Annotated in this window: 15 protein-coding genes; 10 read left to right on the top strand and 5 right to left on the bottom strand. The window is 43.7% G+C overall.

What is annotated here, in order from left to right; translation table 11 throughout:
• Positions 1–185 precede the first annotated feature (185 nt).
• From V7K50_RS02950 to V7K50_RS02940, 3 genes are all read left to right on the top strand, one after another.
• Positions 186–689, top strand: coding sequence for a hypothetical protein (locus V7K50_RS02950; protein ID WP_334957069.1), 504 nt, complete (start codon positions 186–188; stop codon positions 687–689).
• 488 nt (positions 690–1,177) lie between these two features.
• Positions 1,178–2,044 (top strand): hypothetical protein, encoded by an 867-nt coding sequence (locus tag V7K50_RS02945; RefSeq protein WP_334957284.1) that lies wholly within the window; start codon positions 1,178–1,180, stop codon positions 2,042–2,044.
• A gap of 114 nt (positions 2,045–2,158) precedes the next feature.
• Positions 2,159–4,243 (top strand): adenylate/guanylate cyclase domain-containing protein, encoded by a 2,085-nt coding sequence (locus V7K50_RS02940; RefSeq protein WP_334957067.1) that lies wholly within the window; start codon positions 2,159–2,161, stop codon positions 4,241–4,243.
• Between the two features lie 82 nt (positions 4,244–4,325).
• Here the strand turns inward: V7K50_RS02940 and V7K50_RS02935 are convergent, their stop codons facing one another.
• Positions 4,326–5,501: a homospermidine biosynthesis protein gene (locus tag V7K50_RS02935; RefSeq protein ID WP_334957065.1), complete on the bottom strand. Its 1,176-nt coding sequence runs from the start codon at positions 5,499–5,501 to the stop codon at positions 4,326–4,328.
• 484 nt (positions 5,502–5,985) lie between these two features.
• Here V7K50_RS02935 and V7K50_RS02930 point away from each other — a divergent pair, with 484 nt between their 5' ends.
• Complete coding sequence (locus V7K50_RS02930; RefSeq protein WP_334957063.1) at positions 5,986–7,425, top strand: RecQ family ATP-dependent DNA helicase; 1,440 nt, start codon at positions 5,986–5,988, stop codon at positions 7,423–7,425.
• Positions 7,426–7,568: 143 nt separating this feature from the next.
• Here the strand turns inward: V7K50_RS02930 and V7K50_RS02925 are convergent, their stop codons facing one another.
• From V7K50_RS02925 to pheS, 4 genes are all read right to left on the bottom strand, one after another.
• Positions 7,569–7,760 (bottom strand): DUF6887 family protein, encoded by a 192-nt coding sequence (locus tag V7K50_RS02925; RefSeq protein ID WP_334957061.1) that lies wholly within the window; start codon positions 7,758–7,760, stop codon positions 7,569–7,571.
• Positions 7,757–7,819, bottom strand: a complete 63-nt coding sequence (locus tag V7K50_RS30620; RefSeq protein WP_442944543.1) for a hypothetical protein — start codon at positions 7,817–7,819, stop codon at positions 7,757–7,759. The genes V7K50_RS02925 and V7K50_RS30620 overlap by 4 nt, the downstream gene beginning before the upstream one ends.
• 26 nt (positions 7,820–7,845) lie before the next feature.
• A complete protein-coding gene (locus tag V7K50_RS30615; RefSeq protein WP_442944542.1) occupies positions 7,846–7,893 on the bottom strand; it encodes a hypothetical protein in 48 nt (15 codons plus the stop codon).
• A 168-nt stretch (positions 7,894–8,061) separates the two neighbouring features.
• The gene (gene pheS / locus V7K50_RS02920) at positions 8,062–9,054 is read right to left on the bottom strand and encodes a phenylalanine--tRNA ligase subunit alpha (RefSeq protein WP_334957059.1); all 993 of its coding nucleotides are present in this window, start codon (positions 9,052–9,054) and stop codon (positions 8,062–8,064) included.
• A gap of 299 nt (positions 9,055–9,353) precedes the next feature.
• Here pheS and surE point away from each other — a divergent pair, with 299 nt between their 5' ends.
• From surE to secA, 6 genes are all read left to right on the top strand, one after another.
• Positions 9,354–10,151 carry a 5'/3'-nucleotidase SurE gene (surE, locus tag V7K50_RS02915; RefSeq protein ID WP_334957282.1) on the top strand — a complete coding sequence of 266 codons (798 nt, stop codon included), beginning with the start codon at positions 9,354–9,356 and terminating at the stop codon, positions 10,149–10,151.
• A 285-nt stretch (positions 10,152–10,436) separates the two neighbouring features.
• On the top strand, positions 10,437–11,333 hold the full coding sequence (locus V7K50_RS02910) for an MBL fold metallo-hydrolase (RefSeq protein WP_334957057.1): 897 nt from the start codon (positions 10,437–10,439) through the stop codon (positions 11,331–11,333).
• A gap of 513 nt (positions 11,334–11,846) precedes the next feature.
• Positions 11,847–12,926 carry a bifunctional riboflavin kinase/FAD synthetase gene (locus V7K50_RS02905; RefSeq protein WP_334957055.1) on the top strand — a complete coding sequence of 360 codons (1,080 nt, stop codon included), beginning with the start codon at positions 11,847–11,849 and terminating at the stop codon, positions 12,924–12,926.
• A 235-nt stretch (positions 12,927–13,161) separates the two neighbouring features.
• A complete protein-coding gene (locus V7K50_RS02900) occupies positions 13,162–14,070 on the top strand; it encodes an AAA family ATPase (protein ID WP_334957053.1) in 909 nt (302 codons plus the stop codon).
• 514 nt (positions 14,071–14,584) lie between these two features.
• Positions 14,585–15,172 carry a cytochrome C gene (locus V7K50_RS02895; protein ID WP_334957051.1) on the top strand — a complete coding sequence of 196 codons (588 nt, stop codon included), beginning with the start codon at positions 14,585–14,587 and terminating at the stop codon, positions 15,170–15,172.
• A gap of 321 nt (positions 15,173–15,493) precedes the next feature.
• Positions 15,494–18,286, top strand: a complete 2,793-nt coding sequence (gene secA / locus V7K50_RS02890) for a preprotein translocase subunit SecA (protein WP_334957049.1) — start codon at positions 15,494–15,496, stop codon at positions 18,284–18,286.
• The last annotated feature ends 22 nt before the right edge of the window (positions 18,287–18,308 follow it).

Here is an 18,308-nt window from a genome sequence, read left to right as displayed (position 1 = left end):
CTTTGCATTATCCCTTAATTGTAAATATGACATAATACACGATATGCTTATTAGGCATATAATACTTAGTATTACGGAGACAAGATGAGCAAAGTTGCTCAATTAACACTTTTTCATAAAAATTCATAGGGTACAATCACGGAATATTGCTCAACTCTTTTTGAAATCAAAAGTAGGATTTTTTAATGATTAGCTTAAGTAATTCGGAAAACAGTACAGTTAGCACCATAGCGGCGACTAAGAGGCTGGCAAGGGCGATGATGGTTTCTGGTGGAGAGTTTTCACTGTTATTGGCGTGTTGTAACTGTGTTCAAAGGCAGCAGCAAGTGCTGAATTTGTTAACAGAATTTTCATCAGCAGATATCCACGAAATTTTGCTCTCACCTGGGGCTGACAAACTGTATACAGCTATTACAACTGAAATTGGTGCTACTCAACCCGAAGCTTTGATGATACGGGGTTTAGAATCTGTAGTGGCAATTAATCAACTAATCATTAGTACCAATATCATGCGAGATGAGTTTCGGAAAGAGTTTCGGTTCCCCTTGGTGTTGTGGGTAAATGATGAAATTCTGCGGAAGTTGGTCTGGTTAGCACCGGATTTCAAAGACTGGGCAGCTAGTACTATTAGATTTGATGTACCTAACAATCAGTTAGTTGAATCTGAACAACAAGCCATCAGCGCCTAATATTGCCTGAGATTACTTTCAAAATCTTGTATACGCTAGGTTCAACCGAGAAAAACCTAAGCCATAGTTCTGTAGCGTTCTCTTTTATAATTACTTTTATTGAATCCTCGCTTACGAAGGTGAAGGAAAATAGCTTGCAGGTTATTTTCTCAGTTAGGGGTGTGGATTTTTCTCTCCAACAAGCTTTTCATCTAATAAAGCCTTAGCTTCTTAGTTCTTACTTGATTGCTGTTAGACTATAGGGTGTTGTAATTGAGTGTATTTTCAGCCAGCATTTGTATACAGCAGATTTCAGGTAAATGAAGTACATATATAAAACCCAAAACCTTGTAGAGACGTAGCAGTACTACGTCTCTACGTGTACTCGATTAGAGCGCAATCTGCTGTAAGGAACAAATAATTACTATATCAGCGTCTGTCTTTATATCTGTTTAAAAAGACAGATATTAAATTAATTCCGACTAGTGAATTTCTGGAATTATATTATTATGAAATTTATGCTGAAAAACTACTTCAATAAAAATCAAGCGCGAATTTTCACGGCTTTAATTTTGACTGGAATTTTGTCAGTTGCTAGTGGTTTAACACTTGTCAAAGATGCTACGGGTGCTTCTGCAAACTCCTCGCTAGAAACAAGCAATGAAGCGATCAAAGACAATATTAAACCAAGCCGCCTGCCGCGTTCAGTAGCTAACGCGGTACTGCAAGATTTAGCCCGCAGACAGAAAATTTCTGCCACAGAACTGCAAATTATTGATTATAATCAGCAGACTTGGCGCAATGGTTGCTTAGAACTGGCTCAACCTGATGAAATCTGCACCCAAGCGTTAATTCCGGGTTGGCAAATTGTGGTATCTAATGGCAAAGAAAACTGGACTTATCATACTAATCAAACAGGTTCTGTACTCAGGCGGAATCAAAAGGTTAATGAAAGTACACTAGCCCCTGTGCAAATTCCAGTCAGCGAGTTACCACCACCATTAGATCGAGATGTAGTGTTTCGGCAAATCTCCAGTGGTGGCTTGGCTGGCAGAACTTATGAGACTGTTTTACTCAAAGATGGGCGATTGATTCGCGTGCGGATTGGTGATGCCAATGATTCAGAGCGTAGTATTCGCCGCGTTTCTGTGCAACAGGTGCAACAATTTGTGCGATCGCTAGAACGTTCCAAATTTAGTAAATTCCAGAATTTGAGTTACCCAGCCCCCAGTGGTGCTGCTGATTATATCACCTATACTCTCACCAGCCAAGAAGGTACAGTTCAGTACAACGATATTTCTCGAAATAACCTGCCAAAGAATTTACAAAAAGTAGTCAAAGCCTGGAATCAGCTTGCAGCTAGCGCACAATCATAAACCTCATTAAAGGGACTGACAAATAAAGCGTTAGCGAGTCGGACAGAATTCAATTCTCTTAGCGGTAGCGGGGCGTTTAGCCCATTCTGGCTCCTGACTCCTGAATTCTGTCTTGTGATAGTAACTTTTACAAATTTTGCCCAAACAGGCTTGTATATTGATCAAACATTTGAAAGAATAGCTAAAAGAATCATCAGTGGCACTGAATTGTTAATTCTTAATTATCGGTGTGATAGTAGAGCGAATGAAAATAACCTGCTATCAAGTGCTTTAATATCATCCAAAAATTACATGGAACAAGTGATTACTTCAATAGCAGATGCTTTGTTAGTAACGAGTCGTACAGGAAAAATTAAAAAAGTCAATCGTGCTGCTCAAGAATTATTTGGTTTTCGGGAAGAAGAATTAATTAATCAACCAATATCACTGATTATTGATAATAATCAAGTATTAATACAAGCTATTTATCAGCATTCTTATTTGAAGCGAAACTTACAGAATTTAGAAGTAGTTTGTCGAACAAAAACTAGAGAAAAGCTGTTGATTGCTTTTTCTTGTTCAGTGATTGCGAAAAAAACAGAAGAACTAGAAGATATTGTCTACATTGGTCGAGATATTACTGCTTGGCAGCGTCGAGAACAGCGTACAAGTGCCCAGTATGCTATCACTCGCATATTATCAGAATCCCAAACTATAAAACAGGTAATTCCGCAAATTTTGCAGTCGATTTGTCAAAATTTGGAATGGGATTTAGGCGAACTTTGGACACCAAATCAATATATTGGCACTTCAGTACAAGGACATAGCCTAAATGCAGTACTAAGATGTGTGGAAATTTGGTCAAGTCGAGTAATTTCTGTCCGAGAATTTAAAGCAATTACCTGGCAAACTACCTATATACCCAGTGTTGGCTTACCTGGTCGAATTTGGATCAGACGTTTGCCCTTGTGGATTAAAGATATCGCAGAAGATCAAGACAAAAGGCGATCGCAACCTGCGGCTGAGGCTGGATTGCACACAGCTTTTGGCTTCCCCATCTTAGACGATAGTGAAATCTTAGGAGTGATGGTTTTTTTTAGTCGGGACGTACAACCAAAAGATAAAGACTTATTGCAAATGGTAGGTTCTATTGGTAGCCAAATCGCCCAGTTTATCAAACGTAAACAAGCAGAAGATGCTCTTGTAGAAAGTGAAGAAAGATATCGAGATTTATTTGAAAATGCTAATGACTTAATTCAATGCGTCAATGCATCTGGTCATTTTTTGTATGTCAATCGTGCATGGCGAGAAAGTTTGGGGTATGGCGAAGCTGAAATTGCGAATATGAATATTTTCGATATTATACATCCAGAGTTTAAACAACACTGTTTACAAAGGTTTTATCGCGTGATTTCAGGAGAAAAAATTGGGCAAGTAGAAGCCGCATTCGTTACTAAAAACGGTCAAACAATCTTTCTAGAAGGTAACATTAACTGTAAATTTGTCGAAGGTCATCCAGTTGCGATTCGCGGCATTTTTCGTAATGTCACCCAGCGACTAGCAGCAGAAGCAGCACTGCGCCATCAGCAGGAAGAAACCGAACGTTTATTGCTGAATATTTTACCAGCAGCAATCTTAAAGGAACTGAAAGAACAACCACCTAAGATTGCTGAAGACTTTGCTGATGTCACAGTTTTATTTACAGATATCGTCCGCTTTACCGAAATTGCTACTTCTATGAGTGCAATTCAACTAGTGAACTTACTCAACGGAATTTTCTCAACTTTCCATCGCCTCACTAAACGATATGGTTTAGAGAGAATCAAGAACATTAGTGATGCTTATATGGTGGTTGGTGGCTGGCCGATACGCCGCTCAGATCATGCTCAAGCGATCGCGCTGATGGCACTGGATATGCAAACTGCGATCGCTCTATTTAATACTGAGAATAATCAAAACTTCAGCATCCGTATCGGCATCCATAGCGGTTCTGTAGTGGCGGGAGTAATTGATCTCAACAAGTTTACTTATGATCTCTGGGGAGATACGGTAAACATCGCTAGCTGCATGGAATCCCAAGGTATTGCTGGTAGAATCCAGGTTACAGAAGATACTTATAAGTGCTTGTGTGATGAATTTATATTTGAAAAGCAGGGTGACATTGAACTTAAAGGCAAAGGGAAGATCACAACTTATTTCTTGATTGGACAGAAAGGATGAGGGGCATTGGGCATTGGGCATTGGGCATTGGGCATTGGTTATTTTCCCCCTGCCCCCTGTTCCCCTGCCCCCTGCCTCTTCCCTAATGAGTATTCGGAATCAACCTACCACAGGGATAAGTAGCTGTTTGCTGTGAAGCACTTTCTGCAACGGCGGCTGGAATCTGATCCGATGATTGGGTTTTGGCTGCTAGATAGTCTTTTTGCAGTTTATCGAAAATGGCTTCTCGCTTGTCGTATATCCGCTTCAGGGGACGAGGTTGGCATTTGTTCAAAACGTATGCAGTCACCAATGGTAGAGCGATGGTGCTATCGGTATAACAAACGATTGTGTTAGGTAACTCATCTGGGTCAATCTTACCCCAGCTGACAGCTTCCGATGGGGTTGCTCCAGACAAACCGCCTGTATCTGGACGCGCATCAGTAAACTGCACAAAGTAATCGTGTCCTCGTTCTTCTAACCCCAAGACTTCGTGAAGTTGCGGTTGAGTTTGTAGCAAAAAGTTCTTAGGACTACCGCCACCAAGAATTACAGCCGCACTTTTACCACCTGATTCACGGGCATTATATGCGATCGCTGCTGTCTCATTCACATCAATTGATGGATCTATGACTAATTGCGAACCTTCCAAAGCTAAAGCCGCCACGTTCATCCCAATTGAGCTATCTCCCGGAGAAGACGTATAAATGGGTACGCCATATTCATAAGCTGTCGCCAGCAAACAGGAATGCTGCACACCCAATTGCTTTTCTACTTCCCGGACATACTTACCTAATAAATGATGAAACTCAGCCGTTCCCATCCGCTTTTGAAACGCTTCTCCTTGGAGAATCTTACGGATGAACGCATCAGTTTCTAACAGCACATCGTAACCAAAGATAATATCATAAATACGGATGGTTCCTTCCTGGCGCAGTTTCACATCATCCAAAAATGGATTACCAGCAAAGAGTTCAAAACCCAATCCGTAGTGCATATCGTGGTAAAGATTTGCACCAGTGCTAATCATCCAATCAATAAAGCCATTGCGAATTAAAGGTGCAAGGGCTGAAACCCCGAAACCGGCTGGTGTCATCGCACCGGAAAGGCTAACTCCCACGGTGACACCTTCCGTTAACACATCACGACTCAGTAGTTGGCAAATTTCGCGTAACCGCGCTGAGTTGTAAGCGGTGAAGTATTGATCGATCAAATCCACCACATTGATATCATTTGATATAGGTGTGGGTGCGATTTTTTGACCAAGTTGTTTAGACATTTTGGCACTCCTGAACAGTTAACACGAATCTAATGTTAACTATCTTTCAGCAAATTCTCTCGTCATCTTTAATTAGGAATTACGCAAACAATAGCTAAAACCCTGATTTTTAGGTAGGGGCAATTCATGAATTGCCCCTACAGCGTGTAGTTCTGCCTAAGAGGTTGTTTGAAAAGTAGTTAGGTGTGATTTTAGGCACTCGTTGATCCCCCCTAACCCCCCTTTTTAAGGGGGGAACCGGAATCAAAGTCCCCCTTTTTAAGGGGAGCCACTGCGGTCTTGGGGTCTCCCCAAGTAGAGCAAGTGGCGTGGATTTAGGGGGATCTCCAAGGGTTAGGTGTATACAAAAAAACTTTTCAGACATCCTCTAAGTCCTACCTCAGATGATGAAATTACTGAACCATTGGCAGGATAGCAGAGGCTATATTCAAAATCACATCATTCATTTCAGCATTCAAGGATATGAGTGCATCTACTGTTGATTATGAATCATACAACAAAATCTTGGCAAGAAGTTCGCGCCGCTTTTCAAAAAATCTGGGGTTATGAAGATTTCCGTCCACCACAGGGAGAAATTGTCAGCAGTTTATTGGCACAAAAAGATGCGCTGATTATCATGCCTACAGGTGGCGGAAAGTCCATTTGTTTTCAACTTCCCGCACTTTTACAAACAGGATTAACTCTCGTAGTTTCGCCCTTGGTGGCGCTGATGGAAAACCAAGTACAGGAACTACGAGAAAGCCACCAAAAAGCAGCACTTTTGCATAGTGAATTATCTTCATCACAACGCCGTGCAACTCTGCAAGCTTTGGAACGTCAACAGCTAAGATTACTGTATTTATCGCCAGAAACTCTGCTCAGTCCGCCAGTGTGGGAAAAATTATCTCAGCCAGAATTGCAAATTAATGGCTTAATTTTAGATGAAGCCCATTGTTTAGTGCAGTGGGGTGATACTTTTCGCCCAACTTATCGCAGATTAGGGGCGGTGCGTCCGGCATTGCTAAAATTAAAACCACCAGGAACAAAGATTAGTATCGCCGCTTTTACCGCGACTGCTGACCCGTCAGCGCAAAAAATTATTCAAACAGTTTTACAATTACAGCAACCAGAGATTTTCCGTTTGAATCCTTACCGTCCGAATTTGCATCCCAGCGTTCGCATTGCTTGGACACCACGAGGTAGAAAACAACAATTATTAAAGTTTATTCAAAATAGACCGCAACAATCGGGATTAGTTTATGTTCGTACTCGGAGAGATAGCGAAGATTTAGCCCAATGGTTAGCAGAGATGGGTTATGCTACAGCTAGTTATCATGCGGGATTGGGTGCAACCGAACGCCGTGCAGTAGAAGCAAGCTGGTTAGGTGGTAAAATACCTTTTGTTGTTTGTACCTGTGCCTTTGGTATGGGGATAAATAAAAGTGATGTTCGCTGGGTGGCTCATTTTCACGCGCCACATTTGTTATCTGAATATGTGCAAGAAATTGGCCGGGCTGGAAGAGATGGGAAACCGGCAGAAGCGTTAACGTTAGTGAGTGAACCTACGGGATGGTTAGATCCAGAGGATAAGCAAAGACAGGAGTTTTTTCACGAGCAAATGCGATCGCAACAACAAATAGCGCAGCAACTTGTGAAAAAATTACCAAAACAGGGAGAAGTGAATGTAGTAACCCGACAATTTCCCGAAGGTGCTACGGCGCTGGCTTTACTCCATAGCAGTGGTCAGTTAAACTGGGTTGATCCTTTTCATTACAGCATTGGGCAAAAAGCGGGAAATCAGCCACCGACGCAATTACACGCCGCTAAACAGATGCATCAATATTTGACTACAAAGCAGTGTCGTTGGCAGTTTTTGTTAAATGCCTTTGGTTTTGACAAAGAAGCTGCTAACTGGCGTTGCGGACATTGCGACAATTGCCGTTAAAGTGGGTTTGCGATCGCAGAGGAGTTTCTCGCCAAATACTTAGATGGTAGATTTGAACCTTTGGCAGAGAAGCTGAGAAGAAAAGTTTTGGATTCGTAAATAATAAGCAAAGCATCCTGAAGATTTTTTCAGGATGCTTGCCGCTATCTTTGACCCTGCTTGACCCTCCTTTCTAATTCAGCTTCAGCCTCTTCTATCGACATTAGCTGTGGATTTGGATTGGCTGCGTGCAAGCGATCAACGTATGCGTGAAACGCTTCACTGTTGTTAGGATTTTGCAACACGTAAACTCGTAACTCGGCATCAGTCATATCCACAAAGTTGGGTTGTGTCATTTGGTAACTACCTCTCCATTGGGATAAATTTCTATTTCTATTGTCTCTCCCACCAACATCACTATAGGTTTTGTCCTTTCGTCCTTCACACTAAGTTAATTGGTCGAAGTAAATTGCTCATCCTCACCGACATTTGGTAAAAGCTTCGCAATTGTTCTATTGTTGGTTGCAATTTCACCTCATATTCAGTTTTCAAGGTTTGGTCAAATCATCGAAGCTTACTTAATATAAAAGTTCGCGTGAGCGAAGTTAAATCGCTTTTCGATTCAATATTGACTGATTATTTCAAGCGATCGCTTCCCTAAAATTGTTGTAAAAACCGCAAATCACTAGCATACAACCGACGAATATCATCAATTTGATGTAACACCATTGCAAAGCGTTCTACACCAAAACCGGCAGCAAACCCTGTATAAATTTCTGGGTCATAACCCACAGACTTAAGTACATTTGGATCGACCATACCGCAGCCCATCACCTCCAACCAGCGCCCATTCCACTGCAAATCTACCTCAGCCGATGGTTCGGTAAACGGAAAATAACTAGCGCGGAAACGAATTGGTAAATCCCCAAATATTGCTTGTAAAAATACTTTAATTGTGCCCTTGAGGTCTGTAAAAGTTAGTCCCTCATCAATGGCTAAAAGTTCTATTTGATGGAAAACTGCTGAGTGAGTCGCGTCTACATTATCTCGCCGATAAACTCGCCCTGGAGCCACAACCCGAATCGGTGGTTCTTCTCTCTCCATGTAACGAATTTGCACTGATGAGGTATGAGTGCGTAAAAGATTACCGTCTGGCAGGTAGAAGGTATCCTGCATATCACGGGCGGGGTGGTCAGGGGGGGTGTTGAGAGCCTCGAAATTATAGTAATCTGTTTCCATCTCTGGCCCTTGAGCCACGGTGTAGCCCATACCAACAAAAATATCCAGTGCCCGATCGATAATACCATTGAGGGGATGAATCCGACCTTGGGGGCTGTAAATTCCCGGCATAGTTACATCGAGAGTTTCCGCCTCTAGCAAAGCTTGAATTTGGGCGGATTCTAAGGTAGCACGTTGCTGGTCTAGACTAGTTTGCAGGGATTCTTTAACTGTATTAGCGATCGCACCAATTTTCGGTCGTTCCTCTGCACTCATTTGCCCCATACTTCGCAACAGTGCCCCCAATTCCCCTTTTTTACCCAGATAATTAACTCTGAGTTCCTCCAGACGTTCTAGGGTGTCGGCGGCGGCGATCGCTTTTTCTCCTGACTGCCGCAGTGCTAAAAGTTGAGCTTCTAAATTGCTAGTCATTAGTTATTAGTCATTGGTCATTAGTCATTAGTCTATAGTCAAAAGCTGTGAACTGGTCGATAAATAAACCCCTCAATTAACCAGACAAGCGGCTAGACTTGGGGATTGAGCGACTTGTCTTCAAGGTAGGCAAACTTCTCCCATAGTGTACTAGTGAGTATGTATGTTTTTTGCTGCTTGTGACCTGCGACATTGACAAATGGCTAATAACAAATAACAAATAACTAATGACCAATTGCCAATACTTCGGCTTCTCTACGAGACGCTACGCGAACGCTCAGTACAAGTGACCAATGACTATGAAATTACTAGTTAGCAACGATGATGGCATTTCTGCCTTGGGGATTCGTACCCTAGCCAATTACTTGGCAGAAGCAGGTCATGATGTGAGTGTAGTTTGTCCAGATCGAGAGCGATCGGCAACTGGACACGGGTTAACTTTACACCAACCCATTCGCGCCGAAATTGTTGAAGGGATTTTTCATCCCACGATCAAAGCTTGGGCTTGTGATGGTACGCCTTCAGATTGCGTCAAATTGGCACTGTGGGCTTTGCTAGATACTCCCCCCGATTTGGTTCTCTCTGGTATTAATCAAGGTGCGAACTTGGGAACTGAAATCTTGTATTCCGGCACTGTTTCGGCGGCAATGGAAGGTCTAATTGAAGGCATTCCCAGCATAGCACTGAGTCTTATTAGTCACACATCTAAAGACTTTCAACCTGCTGCTAAGTTTGCCAAAATTCTTGTAGACCAGTTAGCCCAAAAGCCTCTGCCAGATTTAATGTTGCTCAACGTCAATATTCCTCCGGTCAAATGGTCAGAAATTGCCGGCGTTACTCTTACCCGTCAAGGACTGCGGCATTACATTGATGTATTTGATAAACGAGTTGATCCTCGTGGAAAAACTTACTACTGGTTAACCGGAGAGGTAATTGAGGATGTAGAACCGCCAGCCGGATTAAATCTGCCTCAAAATGTACCGACAGATGTAGAGGTTGTACGTAATAACCACATCAGTATTACCCCGTTACAATACAATCTAACTTATGCAACTGGGCTAGATAAATTGTCGGATTGGGAATTCAATTTTTCGTGAATTATTTGATTTATCAGGACAAAACTGGAGTAATTCAAATGCATCACAGAAAAATGTAGGCTATAACGTAGGGGCACTCTTGAAATAACTGATACAGATCCACCCCAAAACCTGGAAAATTCTAACTGATAGTATTTCGTCCACATTTACACAATCAGCCAGAAACAGGGTATGCTGTTTTACCAAGAAATTCTGCCTCTACCAAAATCGGTGAGACAGCATAAACTTAGACAAAATAAGTAGCAATTTTCCAATTATCGCCCGCTCAGTCCAGCAAGCAATACCATGTCTAGGATAGAGAACCAATTTAACGTACAATTTTGGGGCGTTCGCGGCAGCATCCCCAGTCCAGGGCCAAACACCGTTCGTTACGGCGGTAATACCCCTTGCATATCAATGCAAGCGGGCGATAAACGCTTAATTTTCGATGCTGGCACGGGACTACATGTTTTAGGGCAATCTTTGTTGCGCCAAATGCCGTTAGAAGCTCACATATTTTTTACCCACTCTCACTGGGATCATATGCAGGGTTTTCCCTTCTTTACCCCAGGGTTTGTGAAGGGGAATGACTTTCATATCTACGGGGCGATCGCACCTGATGGTTCTACCATAGAACAGCGCCTCAACGATCAGATGTTGCACCCGAACTTTCCCGTACCCTTGCAAATTATGCAAGCCAATTTAAGTTTCTACGACATTCGACCAGGGCAACCAGTCCACATTGATGACGTTACCGTAGAAACAGCACCTTTAAACCATCCAGGTGAAGCTGTAGGATACCGCGTCAACTGGCGTGGTGGTGCTGCTACTTACATCACTGATACCGAACATTTTCCCGACCGACTCGATGAAAATGTGCTGTGGCTAGCTCGTAATGCCGACATCTTGGTTTACGATTCCACTTACACAGACGAGGAATACTATTCGCCCAAATCCCCGAAAATTGGCTGGGGACATTCTACCTGGCAAGAAGCGGTGAAAGTGGCACAAGCTGCTAACGTGAAAACTCTGGTGATTTACCACCACGATCCCGCCCACGATGACGACTTTTTGGATCGTGTCGGCAAAGAAGCAGCTGCGAAATTTCCGGGCGCTATTATGGCACGGGAAGGATTGGTACTTCAGATTCCCACCTCAGTAGCTTTATCAGAATCTTTTCCTGTTAGTAAGTTTTCTACCTAAAGATTGCGATCGGAGGAATTGGAGATTTTAGATTAGATTGGTGATCAGAGGCTTTCAGCGCGAGAGCATACCTGTTGGCTCCACAGTGAGACAGCGCTGCCCAGAGTTGTCAACCAATTTTGGATTTGGGATTTTGGATTGAAAGAGACCACTGTCTTCTCTACGAGACGCTGCGCGAACTTAGCAAGACGAAGTTCGGGTACTTGGCTCTGACGATTTGAAATTGAGGATTTTGGATTTGTTCGCTCTTAATATGGGGCATGAACCAAAAAATCTAAAATCTAAAATCTAAAATCTAAAATTCGTAGTCAAGTTGATAGCACAAGAAATAAACCATCTTGGGCAACTTCCCGTGGGTTAGGCTTTTGGCTGATAGCTAAAAAGGGTGGCATCAATACCCTAGCTGATAGCACAAGACCTCATGGGCAGTTGGTGAATGTCCTCCTGAAGGCGGTTTACCATAGGGTAGCTTCCTGCTGATAGCTAAAATAAACCTAAAATCTCAGAATCCACGTGCTAAATTTGTCTAAAAATGGGTGTTCTGTGCGAGTTGCTTCTTCGAGCGAAGGGCTACTAACGCCGACTGCTGTTGCCCTTGGCAAGTTTGATGGTGTTCATCTTGGTCATCAAAGGGTAATTCAACCAGTCTTGCACGTTGGTAGTCAGCAGTCAAAAGAAAATCAACAACTCACAACGGACAACGGACAACTGACAAATCAAGAGTATACCTACTCAACAGTTGTCACCTTTGACCCCCATCCACAGGAGTTTTTTACGGGTCAACCCCGGACCTTGTTAACGCCACTGGATGAAAAAGTTCAACAATTGCGATCGCTAGGGGTAGAACAACTGGTACTACTACCCTTTGACAAAGAATTGTCTGCTTTGACCCCCGAAGAATTCGTCGAAAAAATTCTCGTGCAACAACTGCGATGCCAACAAATTAGCATCGGGCAGGATTTTTGTTTTGGCGAAAAGCGCAGTGGCACTGCCAAAGATTTGCAATTAATCGCCGCCAAGCACAATATCCCCGTTACCATCGTTCCCTTACAAACTTATACAGGTGACTCGCCCATCGAAAGTACTTGCGTCAGTACTACTGCAACTCAAGATGCCCGCATTAGCACTTCATTGATCCGCGAAACCCTTGAGCAGGGCGACATCGAAAATGCAAATCTCCTGCTAGGACGCTCCTACACCCTCCTTGGTGTAGTTGTTCAAGGTCAACAGTTGGGCAGAACAATTGGCTTTCCCACGGCCAACCTGCAACTACCAAAAGACAAGTTTTTGCCCCGTCAAGGAGTTTACGCTGTCCGCGTTTTCACTCTCGGTGAAACACCAGATGCCATTCCTAGTGAGAGCTTAGGCGTAATGAATATCGGTAATCGCCCAACTGTAAATGGTACTTATTCATCTGCGGAAATACATTTATTGGATTGGTCGGGTGATTTGTATGGTAAAAACCTGGCTGTGGAACTAGTTAAATTTTTGCGCCCGGAACAAAAATTTCCTTCTCTAGAAGCCCTGAAAACACAAATTCAACTTGACTGCGTTGTTGCTAGAGAAGTTTTGAGTGCTGGAGCGCAAACTTAAAAGTTAGGAGTTAGAAGTTAGGAGTTCTGAGTGGGAACAATGTATTTAGGAAAATTGGGCATTGGGCATTGGGCATGGGGCATTGTGAAAACTCTTCCCTCATTTCCACTCCCCAGTCCCCAGTCCCCAGTCGCCAATACTTCGGCTTACCTCGGCTCCGCCCTTCGGCTACGCTCAGGACAGGCTCGGCACAAGTCGCTCAGTACAAGTCCCCACTCCCCACTCCCCACAACCAATGAGAGAAAAAATCGACGCTTTAACACAAAATCTAGCTCTTGCGATCGTTGGCAAAGCTGAGGCAATACGCTTAGTGCTAGTTGCCTTGTTAGGTGGTGGTCATGCTCTCCTCGAAGATGTCCCTGGTGTTGGTAAAACCCTCCTCGCTAAATCCCTAGCTCGTTCACTGGATGGCAAGTTTCAACGGCTACAATGTACCCCTGATTTACTGCCAACTGATATCACTGGTACAAATATCTGGAACCCAAAAAGCGGCGAATTTACTTTTCTGACTGGGCCAGTCTTTACCAATGTGCTACTAGCTGACGAAATCAACCGCGCCACACCCCGCACTCAGTCAGCGTTACTGGAAGTTATGGAAGAGCATCAGGTAACAGTCGATGGTGTCTCTCGTGCAGTTCCCCAGCCGTTTTTTGTCATTGCCACTCAAAACCCCATCGAGTATCAAGGTACTTTTCCCCTGCCGGAAGCGCAAATGGATCGGTTTATGTTGTCGCTGAGTTTGGGCTATCCTTCGGAGGCAGAAGAACTCCTGATGCTGCAAAATCTCCAAAAAGGTGTGAAGGTTGGTGATTTGCAGCCTTGTATTACCTTGGCAGAAGTACAGGAATTGCGTTACTTATGCTCTCAAGTAAAGGTGGCGACTTCTTTGCAACAATACATCCTTGAATTGGTGCGGACAACACGCCAAGATGAGGAAATCGCCCTTGGTGTCAGTCCGCGTGGCACATTAGCATTACAACGGGCTGCCCAAGCGCTAGCTTTTATCTCAGGGCGTGATTATGCCATTCCCGATGATGTGAAATTTCTCGTCCCTCATGTTCTTTGCCATCGCCTTATTCCTAGAGGAGGACGCAATGCCAGAACTGTTGTTGAGCGATTATTGCGATCGGTTTCTATTCCTTAATAAATGGCGATTAGCTTAAGGTGAATTCGACTCGTTAAAAAACCGCTATCCGGGGTGGCGGTAACTCTACTTATTGCTGTGGAGGATTTATGATAGTTTGAGAAATGCGTAGAATTTGCTTGGCAGACATGAACTTCAGTTTCCTGATATTGCTGGAATTTGGACGTGTTAGGATCTCCTACAAAATCAGGTAAATAACAAATGAAAGCGATCGAAGTTACCGGCAGGATTGACTCTCAAGGAAACATCTATTCCAAATCTGACCGAGAAGATATTGATTGATGCAAATGAAATCCGACACATCGTAGCTGATTTTGAGAGTGGGCAAGGTTAAAATTACTAGGAAATTTATTGCATAGTTTCAGTGGTTCGCTCAATAGACAATTACTGTTGTGGATATGAAAGATGCGTTGCTTGCCAAAACTACTTACGCAAAATCACAAAACACTGCCAATACTCCGTAAGTCTTATGATTAGCACAAGCGCCACTTTTAAATATCTGGGAATGTGAGGAATGTCAATTTTTGTTAAGCGCAAAACCCGCGATGCCTACGGCGGGCTACGCCAACGCCAAACGCTACAGCCAAGTGCCGAACGTGAATTCAAACGCCAATTTTTCGGTTTACTTTTGGTAATTATCACCTGGAGTTTAGCTATGGGCTGGCTTCTAGCCTTGGCAACTAACGCCCAAAGTGCTACTCCCTCCGCCGAAATTGGCACTGTTGACGTAGTACCTGCACAATACAAACTAGGGCAAGAACTGTATTTAGAAAATTGCTCCACCTGCCACATTGCCATACCACCAGCCGTTTTACCCACCCAAACTTGGAAAAATCTTCTGCAAGATTCGCAGCACTACGGCGCACAACTTAAGCCTTTAGTCGATCCGCCACGCATTTTGGTATGGAAATATCTTTCGACTTTCTCCCGTGTCAAACTAGACGACGAAGAAACACCGTATCGCCTCAGTAACTCTCGTTATTTCAAAGCTTTGCATCCAGGAGTTAAGTTACCACGTCCCGTTCCCCTTGGCAGTTGTGTCAGTTGTCATCCCAGTGCTAATGATTACAATTTCCGCAGCCTGACAGCAGAATGGAAGTGAAGAGAGAGAAGTTAGGAGTGCGAAGTTAGGAGTTAGGAGTTGAAAAATTCATAACTCCTAACTCTTAACTCCTAACTCTATTCCCCCACTCCCTCTCCGGCATCATCTGGGGGCAAAATGATACTATGAAGAAAGACTAAATATAAGATAAGAGTTAAAATCAATCATTTAGTAAACTGATTGACTAGTTTTTCTCCTGTTTTTGAGGTAATTCTCATTTCACACCCATCCACAACCAATATGGTTAGGTTGGGTTAAATGTTTATAATCAATGCCGACCCTTTAATTCCCATCCCCCTTGATTCAGTTCTATAACCTGCCATGCTAAAACTTTTGTTGGGCGACCCCAACGCTCGTAAGCTTAAAAAATACCAACCTTCTGTTACGGAAGTTAACCTTTTAGAGGAAGAAATTAAGCCTCTTTCTGATGATGAGTTAAAAGGTAAAACCGTTGAATTTAAGCAACGCCTCGCCAAAGGCGAAGCCTTGGATGACATCTTGCCAGAAGCTTACGCCGTTGTTCGGGAAGCAGCACGGCGTGTATTAGGCTTGCGGCACTTTGATGTCCAACTCCTTGGCGGGATCATTTTGCACGTAGGGCAAATTGCCGAAATGAAAACCGGTGAGGGTAAAACACTAGTCGCCACCTTGCCGAGTTATTTAAATGCCCTAACTGGTAAAGGTGTACATGTCATCACTGTGAACGATTACCTCGCTCGTCGTGATGCTGAATGGATGGGACAGGTGCATCGGTTCTTGGGGCTGACTGTGGGGCTAATTCAGTCAAGTATGACTCCCAGTGAACGCCAGAAAAACTACGACTGTGATATCACTTATGTTACCAACAGTGAGGTCGGCTTCGACTACCTGCGGGATAATATGGCGACATCAATGGCAGATGTGGTGCAACGCCCGTTTAATTATTGCGTAATTGACGAGGTGGACTCGATTTTAGTTGATGAGGCGCGGACACCGCTAATTATTTCTGGACAGGTGGAAAGACCTACAGAAAAGTATCTACAAGCTGCGGAAATAGCATTCACACTCAAAAAAGACGAACATTACGATGTAGATGAAAAAGCTCGTAACGTTCTATTGACAGATGAAGGGTTTGCGGAATCGGAAAATCTTTTGGGAGTCACAGATTTATTTGATCCAGAAGATCCTTGGGCGCACTTTGTTTTCAATGCAATTAAAGCCAAAGAACTTTTCCTCAAGGATGTAAATTACATCGTCCGCAATGGTGAAGTGGTAATTGTGGATGAATTTACTGGTCGGGTGCTAGCCGGTCGGCGTTGGAGTGATGGATTACACCAGGCCATTGAAGCGAAAGAACATGTAGAAATTCAGCCAGAGACTCAAACTCTAGCGACAATTACTTATCAAAATATGTTCTTGCTGTATCCAAAACTCGGTGGAATGACCGGAACGGCAAAAACCGAAGAACCGGAATTTGAAAAAATTTACAAACTCGAAGTTGCGGTAATTCCCACCAACCGCGATCGCAGACGAGAAGATTTGTCTGATATGGTCTTTAAGACAGAACCAGGCAAGTGGGGTGCGATCGCTAAAGAATGTGCCGAAATGCACGAACTCGGCAGACCAGTATTAGTAGGAACCACTAGTGTAGAAAAATCCGAACTTCTCAGCCGACTGCTGAAGCAACTAGAAATTCCCCACGAATTACTCAACGCCCGACCGGAAAACGTGGAACGGGAAGCGGAAATCGTCGCCCAAGCCGGACGCAAAGGTGCTGTTACCATTGCTACTAATATGGCTGGTAGAGGCACAGACATTATTTTGGGTGGTAACTCCGAATATATGGCACGTCTGAAGCTGCGGGAATACTTCATGCCCCGAATCGTCATGCCAGAAGATGAAGATAGTTTTAGCGTGCAAAGACCAGCCGGATCACCCACAGGACATGGCGGTGGTCAAGGTTTTGCCCCGGGTAAAAAAGTTAAAACTTGGCGGGCTTCACCAGAAATTTTCCCCACCCAGTTGACCAAAGAAACAGAAAAACTACTCAAAGAAGCAGTAGAAATTGCGGTGCGGGAATATGGCGATCGCAGTTTACCGGAATTGGAAGCAGAAGACAAGGTAGCTGTAGCCGCAGAAAAAGCTCCCATCGATGACCCTGTAATTCAGAAACTGCGGTCAGCATATAATCGCATTAAGCAGGAATATGAACAATTTACAACCCGCGAACATGATGAGGTAGTGGGAATCGGTGGTTTGCACGTAATTGGTACAGAACGCCACGAATCGCGGCGGATTGACAACCAGTTGCGCGGACGTGCGGGAAGACAAGGCGACCCTGGAACCACGAGATTCTTCCTCAGTTTAGAGGATAACCTACTGCGGATTTTTGGTGGCGATCGCGTGGCTGGGTTAATGAATGCCTTCCAAGTGGAAGAAGATATGCCCATCGAATCTGGGATGCTTACCCGCAGTTTGGAAGGCGCACAGAAAAAAGTCGAAACCTACTACTACGACATTCGGAAGCAGGTATTTGAGTATGACGAAGTGATGAATAATCAACGTCGTGCTATTTATGCTGAACGCCGCCGGGTCTTAGAAGGTCAAGACTTGAAAGAACAGGTAATTAAATACGCTGAAAAAACGATGGATGACATCGTTGACTTCTACATCAACATAGACTTGCCCTCGGAAGAGTGGGAGTTAGAAAAGTTGGTTGAAAAAGTCAAAGAATTCGTCTATTTGCTAGCAGATTTGCAGCCAAATCAATTAGAAGATATGTCTGTTACTGAGATTAAAGCCTTCCTCCACGAACAGGTGCGAATTGCTTACGATCTCAAAGAAGCGCAAATTGACCAGGTTCAACCCGGACTGATGCGCCAAGCTGAACGTTTCTTTATCTTGCAACGCATTGATACACTGTGGCGGGAACACCTGCAACAAATGGATGCCTTGCGCGAATCAGTGGGCTTACGTGGTTATGGGCAAAAAGACCCATTGATTGAGTATAAGAGCGAGGGTTATGAATTGTTCTTGGATATGATGGTTAACATTCGCCGAGACGTTGTTTACTCGTTGTTCATGTTCCAGCCGCAGCCTCAGCAGGTGATGCAAGCTTCATCTGAGATGGTGTAAGTAGGGAATATCTCATGCAGAG

Source organism: Nostoc sp. (genome assembly GCF_036917135.1).
In the GTDB taxonomy this organism is placed as follows: Bacteria; Cyanobacteriota; Cyanobacteriia; order Cyanobacteriales; family Nostocaceae; genus Nostoc.
This window is presented reverse-complemented; position numbering and strand designations above follow the sequence as displayed.

Bases quoted from the DNA above. Each gene is read 5' to 3' on its own strand.
- V7K50_RS02950 (WP_334957069.1), top strand. From the start codon at position 186: ATGATTAGCTTAAGTAATTCGGAAAACAGTACAGTTAGCACCATAGCG.
- V7K50_RS02945 (WP_334957284.1), top strand. From the start codon at position 1,178: ATGAAATTTATGCTGAAAAACTACTTCAATAAAAATCAAGCGCGAATT.
- V7K50_RS02935 (WP_334957065.1), bottom strand. From the start codon at position 5,501: ATGTCTAAACAACTTGGTCAAAAAATCGCACCCACACCTATATCAAAT.
- V7K50_RS02930 (WP_334957063.1), top strand. From the start codon at position 5,986: ATGAATCATACAACAAAATCTTGGCAAGAAGTTCGCGCCGCTTTTCAA.
- V7K50_RS02925 (WP_334957061.1), bottom strand. From the start codon at position 7,760: ATGACACAACCCAACTTTGTGGATATGACTGATGCCGAGTTACGAGTT.
- pheS (WP_334957059.1), bottom strand. From the start codon at position 9,054: ATGACTAGCAATTTAGAAGCTCAACTTTTAGCACTGCGGCAGTCAGGA.
- surE (WP_334957282.1), top strand. From the start codon at position 9,354: ATGAAATTACTAGTTAGCAACGATGATGGCATTTCTGCCTTGGGGATT.
- V7K50_RS02910 (WP_334957057.1), top strand. From the start codon at position 10,437: ATGTCTAGGATAGAGAACCAATTTAACGTACAATTTTGGGGCGTTCGC.
- V7K50_RS02900 (WP_334957053.1), top strand. From the start codon at position 13,162: ATGAGAGAAAAAATCGACGCTTTAACACAAAATCTAGCTCTTGCGATC.
- V7K50_RS02895 (WP_334957051.1), top strand. From the start codon at position 14,585: ATGTCAATTTTTGTTAAGCGCAAAACCCGCGATGCCTACGGCGGGCTA.
- secA (WP_334957049.1), top strand. From the start codon at position 15,494: ATGCTAAAACTTTTGTTGGGCGACCCCAACGCTCGTAAGCTTAAAAAA.